A 9,754-nucleotide genomic window follows, 5' to 3' on the forward strand; every position below is an offset into this window, starting at 1 on the left:
GCGGCCGACCGGCGCGCCGACCTGCAGCCCACGGCACCGGCCTCTGACCAGGCGACGAGTCCGAGACTACGGGAGCTCGTCGACGTCCAGCCCGCCGCCGAGCGCGAACTCGGCGGCGAAGGTGCTCTCGCCGAGAGCCGCTCGTGCCCGGCGGCTGATCCGGTCGACATCACCGCGCTCCGCAGCCGGGGCCGGCGCCGACGCCGCCTGGCGCGCGGCGGCCGCGGCACCGAGCAGCCTGGCCCCGTAGCCGGGCTCATCGCTCAGGACGGCCGCGCCGGACAGCCCTTCCAGCGCCAGTGCGACGGCCCGGACGTCGCCCGTCGTGCGCGCCGTGGCCAGCCCTTCCGTATGCAGTTCGCGCGCCGACGCGGCGTCGCCCCGCAACTCGGCGACGAAACCCAGCTCGGCGAGGACCAGGGCGGTTCCGGGAAGATGACCGGTGCGACGGTGCCAGTCGAGCAGATCTCGAAGCCGCTCCTCGGCGAGGTCAAGGTGGCCCTGCCGGCGGTCGCCGAGGGCCAACCCGATGGCGGCGAAAGCCGCGGCCGCACCGTCCGACTGGTTCTCCGCGAGGCCTAGTGCTCGCTGATGGTATTCCGCCGCCTCGGCGAAGTCCTCGACGAGCAGTGACGTCCGGCCGAGACTAGCCAGCTGCATCGACACCGCCGGCCAGAGTTCCACGTCCTCGGCGATGCGGAGCGCGCCCCGGTGCAGCCGAACGGCGTGTGCGTAGTCGCCGCTAATCTCTGCCAGCACACCGAGCAGATGCATCGGTTGGAGCCGTCCCCAGCGATCGCCGAGCTCATCGAACAGCTTGAGTGACTCTTCGCTGTCGCGTCTGACCGCTGGCAGGTCACCTTCGACAAGCGCGTGTTCGGCACGGGTGAACAACGCCGCGGCGATCCCCCAACGGTCGCCGAGCTTCCGGAAGCCGGCCAGGGCGCCGGACACCAGCTGCTTGCCCACCGCCATGTCGCCCCAGCCCAGCATGGTGAAAGCGCACAGCCATCGCGCGCGTGCTTGTCCGGCCTGATCATCGATCGTGTCGTAACGCCCGAGTACGGCCTCGCGCCGGGCCACCGGATCGTCCCGAAGGTCGGTGAAGGCGACGCCGGCCAACCATGCCGATGCCTGTGCTCGAGCGGAGTCGGTGGTCGTGTCCGTGGGTGGTATCTCCAATGCCACAGTCAGGCACCGGCGGGCTTCCTGGTACCGGCCTCGGAGAAACCAGTACCACGCAAGCGAGTTGACCAGGCGCAGCGCCAGCTCCGGATCGCTCATCTGCGCCGCGGTGTCCAGGGCGGCCCGTAGGTTGGCGGCCTCGTTGTCCAGGGACCGCAATGCTTGCCGCTGGCCGGTCCCGCGCAGCAACGCTCCGGCGCGCTCGGCCAGATCCGCGTAGTACACGGCATGTCTGCGCCACGCCTGCGCCGACTCACCGGCTTCCTCCAGTCGCTGCCGGGTGTAGGCCGCCACCGACTCCAGCAGCCGGTAACGGCGAGTACCTCCCTCATCCGAGACGGCGATCAACGACCGGTCGACCAAGCGCCCCAGCCCGTCGACGACGTCGGCGGCGGCGATGTCGTCATCGGTGCAGACCTGCTCAGCGGCCTCCAGCGTGCATCCGCCGACGTGGACGGCCAGCCGGCGGAGCAGGACCTTGTCCACCGCCGACAGGCGCTGCCAGCTCCAGTCGATCATCGCGTGGAGCGTCCGCTGCCGCTGCGGAGCCGTCCGGTGGCCGCTGCCGAGCAGTCGGAATCGGTCGTCGAGGCGCGCGGCAAGGTCGTGCACGTCCAGGGCACGGACCCGGGCGGCCGCCAGTTCCAGCGCAAGCGGGATGCCGTCCAACCGGCGGCAGATCTCCACCACAGCCGCGGCGTTGTCCGCGCTCAGGACGAACGCCGGCGCTGCGGCTGCAGCCCGAACGATGAACAGCCGCACCGCGGCGGCCTGCGACAACTCGCCCAGCGACGCGTCCGGCTCGGGCAGTTCGAGCGGCGGCACCGGGAGCACCACTTCTTCGGGCGATCTCACCGGTTCCTGGCTCGTGACGAGCACCGACACATTGGGCGCCGTCGCCAGGAGCCGATCGATCAGATGGGCCACCGGCTCGATCACGTGCTCGCAGTTGTCCAGCACGAGCAGGAGCTGCCGGGGACGCAGCGCCGCCGCCAGCCGGTCGATCACCCCGAGTCGTGCTGCGCCGGCTGGAACCCCCAGCGCCGAGTCCTCCCGGATGCCGAGGGTCGCCGCCACGACGGTTGCGATCGAACCGACGTCATCAGCGTCATCGGCCCCGGTGACATGATGTACCTCACCTGCCAGTTCCACCATCCAGCCGCCGTCAGCATACTGATGCTCCGCAGCCCTGGCCGCCTCGATGGCCAGTCTGGTCTTGCCTACGCCGCCCGGCCCGGTGAGCGTGACCAGCCGGGCAGTCTCCAGGGCTTTCCTCACGTCAGCGATCGCCGCGGCCCTACCGACCAATCCCCCATCCGGCTCCGCCGACACCGCAACCGGAATGTTCGTGTTCGGTCGTGCGGCCGCCGCGACCGAGATCGTTCCGGACTCCAACGCCGGATCTCGTCGCAAGATGGCCTGGTGGAGATCGACCAGCCCGGTGCCGGGATCGAGACCAAGCTCGTCCCGCAGACGGCGACGATACTGCTCGTATGCGTCCAACGCCTCGCTCTGCCGCCCAGAGGCGTAGAGAGCGCGTAACTGCACCGCGCGCAACCGCTCACGCAGCGGGTGCTGGAGAATCATGTCGTTCAGCTCGCCGACGAGCAGCGTGTGTTCACCCAGCTCCAGTCGCGCCTCGGCCAGGTCCTCGAACGCTACCAGCCGCTGCTCGTCCAGGCGGACGACCCAACCCCGAGCGAACTCCATGTCCCCGACCTCGCCGAGAGTGGGACCGCGCCACAACCCCAGCGCTTCGGTCAAGAGTGCGACCTTCCCGCGAGCATCTCGCGCGGCACGCGCCCGCGCGAGCAGCAGGCCGACCTGTCCGGCGTCGACGGCCTCGGGCGATACACAGAGCCGGTAGCCAAACGGCCCAGACTCTACGAGCTCGCGGGCCCCCGGCTCCACCGCATCGAGCGCTCGACGCAGCTGTGACACCTTGGCATGCAAGGCGCCGGACGGGTTGCCGGGCAGCTCTTCCGCCCACAGGTCGTCGATCAGCCGATCCGCCGACACCGGCCGGCCTTCATGGGCGAGCAAGTCGGCTAGCAGCGCCCGGACTTTGAGCCCCGGGATGGTCACGGGAATTCCGTTCAGCGGCCACACCGTCAAGGGCCCGAGCACCCCGAACCTCATGCGTCCACCATATCCGGCCTCAGCCTGCCCCGACGCGCGGTCAGCCGCGGAGTGCGGGCGAAGCGTGGACGTGGCTCCGGTCGAGCCGTCTTTGGTCGGTTCCCACGAAAATCCCGCTTCAGCGCGTCATGCGATGGACGATCACCTTACCGGCTGGTAACGGAGATGCTGGAAGTGTGGCAGCGTAGCCATATTGGTCTGTCGTCCACCAGGTGAGGCTCGTTTCGGTGTTCAGTCGTGTCGCGATCGTCAACCGGGGAGAGGCCGCGATGCGGCTCATCCATGCCGTCGGGGAACTCAACGCCGAGGGTGGACCGTATATCGAAACAGTGGCTCTCTACACTGACGCCGACGACACAGCCACGTTCGTGCGGGAGGCGGATCTCACCTACCGCCTCGGCCCTGCCGCGGCACGCCCCTATCTCGACCTCGCGGCGCTGGAACGCGCGCTGGTCGAGACCGGAGCCGACGCGGCGTGGGTCGGCTGGGGCTTCGTCGCTGAGGACCCCGCCTTTGCTGAGCTGTGCGAGAAGCTGGGCGTCACATTCATCGGCCCGGGTCCCGACGCGATGCGCAAGCTGGGCGACAAGATCGGCGCCAAGCTGATCGCCGAAGAGGTCGGTGTCCCGGTCGCGCCGTGGAGCCGCGGCCCGGTGGAGGACCTCGATGCGGCGCTGCGCGCGGCCGAGCGGATCGGCTATCCACTGATGCTCAAGGCGACCGCGGGCGGCGGCGGCCGTGGCATCCGCGTCGTCACGGGCCCGGACGAGCTCTCCGAGGCCTTCGAGCGCACCGGCCTGGAGGCCGAGCGCGCGTTCGGCAGCGGCGTGGTGTTCCTGGAGCGCCTGGTCACCGGCGCCCGGCACGTCGAGGTCCAGGTGATCGCCGACGGCCAGGGCACCGCCTGGGCGTTGGGCGTGCGGGACTGCTCGGTACAGCGCCGCAACCAGAAGATCATCGAAGAGTCCTCCTCGCCGGTTCTCACCCCGGAGCAGGCCGGCGAGCTGAAGGCGGCCGCCGAGCGGCTCGCGCTCGCCGTCGACTATCGCGGCGCGGGTACCGTGGAGTTCCTCTATCACCCGAAGGATCAGCTGTTCGCCTTCCTGGAGGTGAATACCCGGCTGCAGGTCGAACATCCGATCACCGAGGCCACGACCGGGATGGATCTGGTCAAGGCGCAGCTGCACGTGGCCGCGGGCCAGAAGCTAACCGGCGTCCGGCCCACCGAGGTGGGACACGCCGTCGAGGCGCGGCTCAACGCCGAGGACCCCGACCGCGATTTCGCGCCGGCTCCGGGCCGCATCGCGCTGCTCGATCTGCCCGCCGGCCCGGGCGTCCGTGTCGATACCGGCGTCAGCGAGGGCGACCGGATCCCGGCCGACTTCGACTCGATGATCGCCAAGATCATCGCCTACGGGCGCACTCGCGGCGAGGCGCTGGCGCGGCTGCGCCGCGCGATGCGGGAGACGACCGTCGTCATTGAGGGCGGCACGACGAACAAGAGCTTCGTGCTCGATCTGCTCGACGAGCCCGAGGTGATCGACGGGAGCGCCGACACCAGCTGGATCGACCGGGTGCGAGCCGAGGGCCGGCTGGTGTCCCAGCAGCATTCCGGTGTCGCGCTGGCCGCCGCGGCGATCGAGGCCTACCGCGACAAGAAGCAGGTCGAGCTGCAGCGGCTGCTGTCCACCGCGCATGGTGGGCGCCCGCAAGTGCAGCACGAGAGCAGCCGCCCCATCGACCTCAAGCTGCGCGGCGCCGGCTACCGGCTCACCGTGGCCGAGACCGGTTCCGGCCGCTACCGGGTCGCATTCCTCACCGGCGACGAGGTGCAGACAGTCGACGTGGTGCTGGAACGATTCGACGAACACACGGGGCAGATCCACCTCAACGGACACCGGTTCCGGCTCGTTACCGGAACCCACGGACCGATCCATCAGGTCGAAGTCGACGGCGTCACGCACCGGATCAGCAGGGACGAGGGCGGTGTCGTGCGCGCCCCTGCGCCCGCCCTGGTGGTGGCCACGCCGGTCGCGCCCGGGACCGAGGTGGAGGCCGGCGCACCGGTGCTGGTGCTGGAGAGCATGAAGATGGAGACCGTGGTGCGGGCGCCGTTCCGCGCAATGCTGCGCGAGTGCGTAGTCTCCGTCGGCAGCCAGGTCGGGACCGGAGCGCCGTTGTTGCATCTCGAGCCGCTCGGCGACACCGACGCCACGGAGTCCCCCGGGGCCGCCACGGTCGACCTGCATCTTCCGGCCGATCGGGACGGGCTCTCCGCCGAACGCCGGGTGACGCGAGGTCTGGCGGACCTACGCAGCATGCTGCTCGGCTTCGACATCGATCCACGCGACGACGGCGGCGCGCTGGCGGGTTACCTCGCCGCGCGGGCGGAGCTGCCGCACCGACCGCTGGCGGCCGAGGTCGCGCTGCTGGAGGTCTTCGCCGACTTTTCCGAGCTCAGCCGCAACAAGCCGGAAGGCGAGGAGACCAAGGCTGAGACGCGGGTGCACAGCCCGCGCGAGTACTTCCACACCTACCTGCAGAGCCTCGACGCCGAGCGGGCAGGGCTGTCCGAGACGTTCCAGCGCCGGCTCAGCCGGGTGCTGGGCCATTATGGGGTCGACGGCCTGGAGCGCACACCCGCGCTGGAGGAAGCCGTGTTCCGCGTCTTCCTCGCCCAACAGCGTGCCGGCGCCGACGCCGCGGTCATCACCACGTTGCTGCAGCAGTGGCTCACCGAAGCACCTCCGAGCGGCGAGCTGCGACAGACGGTCTCAGAGGCGCTGGAGCGGCTGATCGTCGCGACCCAGCTGCGGTTCCCGGTGATCGGGGACCTCGCGCGCAGCCTGGAGTTCCGCTGGTTCGCCCAGCCGCTGCTGCGCCGCACCCGCGCTGAGGTCTACAACGACGTCCGCCGCCAGCTGCGGTATCTCGATCAGCACCCCGACGCGACTGACCGCGATGAGCGGATAGCCGACATGGTCGCCAGCCCCGAGCCGCTCGTGCGGCTACTGGGCCAGCGCATCGGCCGCCCCGACGCTGACGCGGGACCGCTGCTCGAAGTCCTCAGCCGCCGGTACTACCGCGAGCACGACCTATCCGATGTGCAATGCGAGCCGAGGGCAGCACGGCCGTTCGTCACGGGCGGTTACGAGCTCGACGGCGAGCCGCAGCGGCTGCTCGCGACGGTCGCCGACTTCGCCGAGCTGGGCGATGCGCTGACGACGGTGGCGGAATCCGCGGCTGTGGAACCGGACCCGACCGTCATGGCCGCCGACGTGTACCTCACCTGGGCCGACCAGCCCGCGGACGCCGACGTCATGGCTGCCGAGCTGAAGACGGCGCTGGTCGCCGCCGCGTTACCCGCCAGGCTGCACCGCGTCACCGTGATCGTCGCCGGGACCAGCGGTACCGTGCTGCACCACCACTTCACCTTCCGGCCGTCCCCGGCAGGGCTGAGCGAGGATCGGCTGATCCGGGGCCTGCACCCGTTGATCGGACATCGGCTACAGCTGCGGCGGCTGCAGCATTTCGATCTGACCCGCTTGCCCTCCGCCGACGAGGACGTTTACCTGCTGCGCTGCGTCGCGAAGGCCAACCCGTCCGACGAGCGGTTGGTCGCGATGGCGCAGGTCCGCGACCTGACGCCGTTGCGCGACGCGGAGGGCGGCGTTCTCGCGTTGCCCGCGGTCGAGGGTGCGTTGGGTGCGTGCCTCGACTCGATCCGCAAGGTACAGGCGCAGCGTCCGGCGAAGAAGCGGCTCGACACCAACCGGATCGTCCTCTACGTGTGGCCGCCCAACGACCTCACGCCCTCCGATCTCAGGGCCGTCGCCCAGCGCGTTGTGCCGACCACGGCCGGCGCCGGGCTGGAGGAGGCGCTCATCCTCGGCCGGCAGCGCGACGAGTCGACGGGAACACTGCATTCGATCGCCGTGCGTGTCTCCTACGACGTCGGGACCGGCGTCCGGCTGGAGGTCATCGAACCGCCGACCGAGCCGATCCAGCCGCTCGACGACTATGGCCAGAAGGTGCTGCGGGCACGTCGCCGCGGCACGGTCTACCCGTACGAGCTGACCGACATGATCGCGGGATCCGGCGGGTCGTTCACCGAGTACGACCTCGACGACTCCGGCGCGCTGGCCCCTGTCGACCGGCCGAAGGGGCTCAACCAGGCCGGGATCGTCGCCGGGGTCACCACCACGCCGACCGAGCGGTATCCGGCGGGCATGACCCGGGTGGTACTGCTCGGCGACCCGACGAAGTCGCTCGGCGCATTGTCCGAGCCGGAATGTGCGCGGGTGATCGCGGCGCTCGACCTCGCGGAGCGGCTAGGGGTGCCGGTGGAGTGGTACGCGCTGTCCGCGGGCGCGCGCATCGCGATGGACTCGGGCACCGAGAACATGGACTGGATCGCCGCCGCGCTGCGCCGCATCGTGCACTTCACCCAAGACGGCGGCGAGATCAACGTCGTGGTGGCCGGGATCAACGTCGGTGCCCAGCCGTACTGGAACGCCGAGGCCACGATGCTCATGCACACCAAGGGCATCCTCGTGATGACACCGGACTCGGCCATGGTGCTGACCGGCAAGCAGTCGCTGGACTTCTCCGGCGGTGTCTCGGCTGAAGACAACTTCGGCATCGGCGGCTACGAACGCGTGATGGGACCTAACGGCCAGGCGCAGTACTGGGCGCCGGACCTGCGGGCTGCGCATGGCGTGCTGCTGTCGCACTACGACCACAGCTACGTGCTGCCGGGCGAAGCAGGACCACGCCGGGCGGCGTCAGTTGACCCCGTCGACCGGGACGTCTCGGACTACCCGCACGCCGTCGAGGGCAGCGATTTCACCACCGTCGGGGAGATCTTCTCCGCCGAGACCAACCCGGACCGCAAGAAGCCCTTCGACATCCGCACAGTGATGCGGGCGCTGGCCGACCAGGACCACCCGGTCCTGGAACGCTGGGCCGGCATGGCCGACGCGGAGACCGCGGTGGTGCAGGACGTGCATCTGGGCGGGCGACCGGTGTGCCTGCTGGGCGTCGAGTCGCGATCGGTTCCCCGGCGTGGGTTCCTGCCCGCCGACGGCCCGGACACCTACACCGCGGGGACGTTGTTCCCGCGGTCGTCGAAGAAAGCGGCGCGCGCCATCAACGCGGCGAGCGGGAACCGGCCGTTGGTGGTGCTGGCGAATCTGTCCGGGTTCGATGGCTCGCCGGAGTCGATGCGCAAGCTGCAGCTGGAGTACGGCGCCGAGATCGGCCGGGCCATCGTGAACTTCCGCGGGCCCATCGTGTTCTGCGTCATCTCGCGCTATCACGGCGGCGCGTTCGTGGTCTTCTCAAAGGCGCTGAATCCGAACATGACGGTGCTGGCGGTCGACGGCTCGTACGCATCTGTACTGGGCGGTGCTCCGGCGGCGGCTGTGGTGTTCGCCGCGGAGGTCAACGCGCGCACCGCGAGCGACCCGCGCGTCGTCGAGCTGGAGGGCCGCGTCGCCGACGCCGACAGCACTGGGCGGGCCGCGCTGGCCCCTCAGCTGGCGGATGTGCGCGCGTCGGTACGGGCAGAGAAGCTGGGCGAAATCGCCGCGGAATTCGACAGCGTGCACTCCATCGAACGAGCGCAGCGGGTGGGTTCGGTGGATGCGATCATCCGGCCGGAGGAGTTGCGGCCCCAGATCATCGCAGCCGTGGAGCGCGGTGCCGTGGGATAGCGGGTCCGGCGTGGTCACCCTGGCTGCCGCGCAGAGGGAATCGCAGGGCCGGAGGAATCCGATGTCCTGAGTCGAGTGCTCGGCGTCGAGCAGCTCCCAGCTCCGTCATACCTCCTCGTCGAACCTCTCGCGCGCGCGTTCGACGTCGGGCATGTTGACGGCGGACCAACGTAGAAGTGCGTCGATGAGCTCTTGGAGTGTCTTTCCGAGCGGCGTGATGCGGTACTCGACGGCGAGGGGGCGTGTGCTTGTGATGACACGCTCGACCATGCCGTTGCGCTCCAGGCGGCGCAGGGTTGTTGTGAGCGACTTCTGCGTGATGACGGGGATCGTGCGGCGTAGGTCATTGAATCGTGAATGCTGTTCGCACAGCTTGTCGAGCACCTGTAGTGACCATTTGTCGAGCACCTGGTCCAACAGTTCACGCTGCTGCGCGGTGATCTGAGAGTGGTCGGACGCTGCCTGCAAAGGTTCCTGCATGACGCCTAGTCTCGTCGAAGTTCCCTTCGTTCACCACGTAGACATTGGATACCTAATTCCAGCGGTGTACGAGGCTCGGGCAAGGGACGTCGGGCCGTGGCCGTACGAGCTGGATGCACGGCTACCTGAGTCAGGCGACGGTTCCGGTATAGACGTACCTGAAGACCTGGAGGGATTCGAGCGGATGCCCCTCGAAGTCGAACAAGGCCTGGTTGTCCCACGCTGACCCGCCGTAA

General features: G+C 69.5%; 3 protein-coding genes. 1 reads left to right on the forward strand and 2 read right to left on the reverse strand.

Features of this window, described 5'->3' with window-relative positions; genetic code table 11:
* Window positions 1-66: 66 nt before the first annotated feature.
* Complete coding sequence (locus ELR45_RS10180; RefSeq protein ID WP_205856326.1) at window positions 67-3,324, reverse strand: AfsR/SARP family transcriptional regulator; 3,258 nt, start codon at window positions 3,322-3,324, stop codon at window positions 67-69.
* A gap of 269 nt (window positions 3,325-3,593) precedes the next feature.
* Between ELR45_RS10180 and ELR45_RS10185 the strand changes: the two genes are divergently transcribed.
* Window positions 3,594-9,038, forward strand: coding sequence for an ATP-binding protein (locus ELR45_RS10185; RefSeq protein ID WP_420813868.1), 5,445 nt, complete (start codon window positions 3,594-3,596; stop codon window positions 9,036-9,038).
* Between the two features lie 105 nt (window positions 9,039-9,143).
* On the opposite strand, the gene ELR45_RS10190 is transcribed toward ELR45_RS10185, so the two are convergent.
* Complete coding sequence (locus tag ELR45_RS10190) at window positions 9,144-9,518, reverse strand: winged helix-turn-helix transcriptional regulator (protein ID WP_129665616.1); 375 nt, start codon at window positions 9,516-9,518, stop codon at window positions 9,144-9,146.
* Between the last annotated feature and the right edge of the window lie 236 nt (window positions 9,519-9,754).

The sequence above is a fragment of the Phytoactinopolyspora endophytica genome, from assembly GCF_004138495.1.
Lineage (GTDB): Bacteria > Actinomycetota > Actinomycetes > Jiangellales > Jiangellaceae > Phytoactinopolyspora > Phytoactinopolyspora endophytica.

What these genes read in the sequence shown, in the direction of transcription:
- ELR45_RS10190 (WP_129665616.1), bottom strand. Translation starts at nt 9,518, where the DNA reads ATGCAGGAACCTTTGCAGGCAGCGTCCGACCACTCTCAGATCACCGCG.
- ELR45_RS10180 (WP_205856326.1), bottom strand. Translation starts at nt 3,324, where the DNA reads ATGAGGTTCGGGGTGCTCGGGCCCTTGACGGTGTGGCCGCTGAACGGA.
- ELR45_RS10185 (WP_420813868.1), top strand. Translation starts at nt 3,594, where the DNA reads ATGCGGCTCATCCATGCCGTCGGGGAACTCAACGCCGAGGGTGGACCG.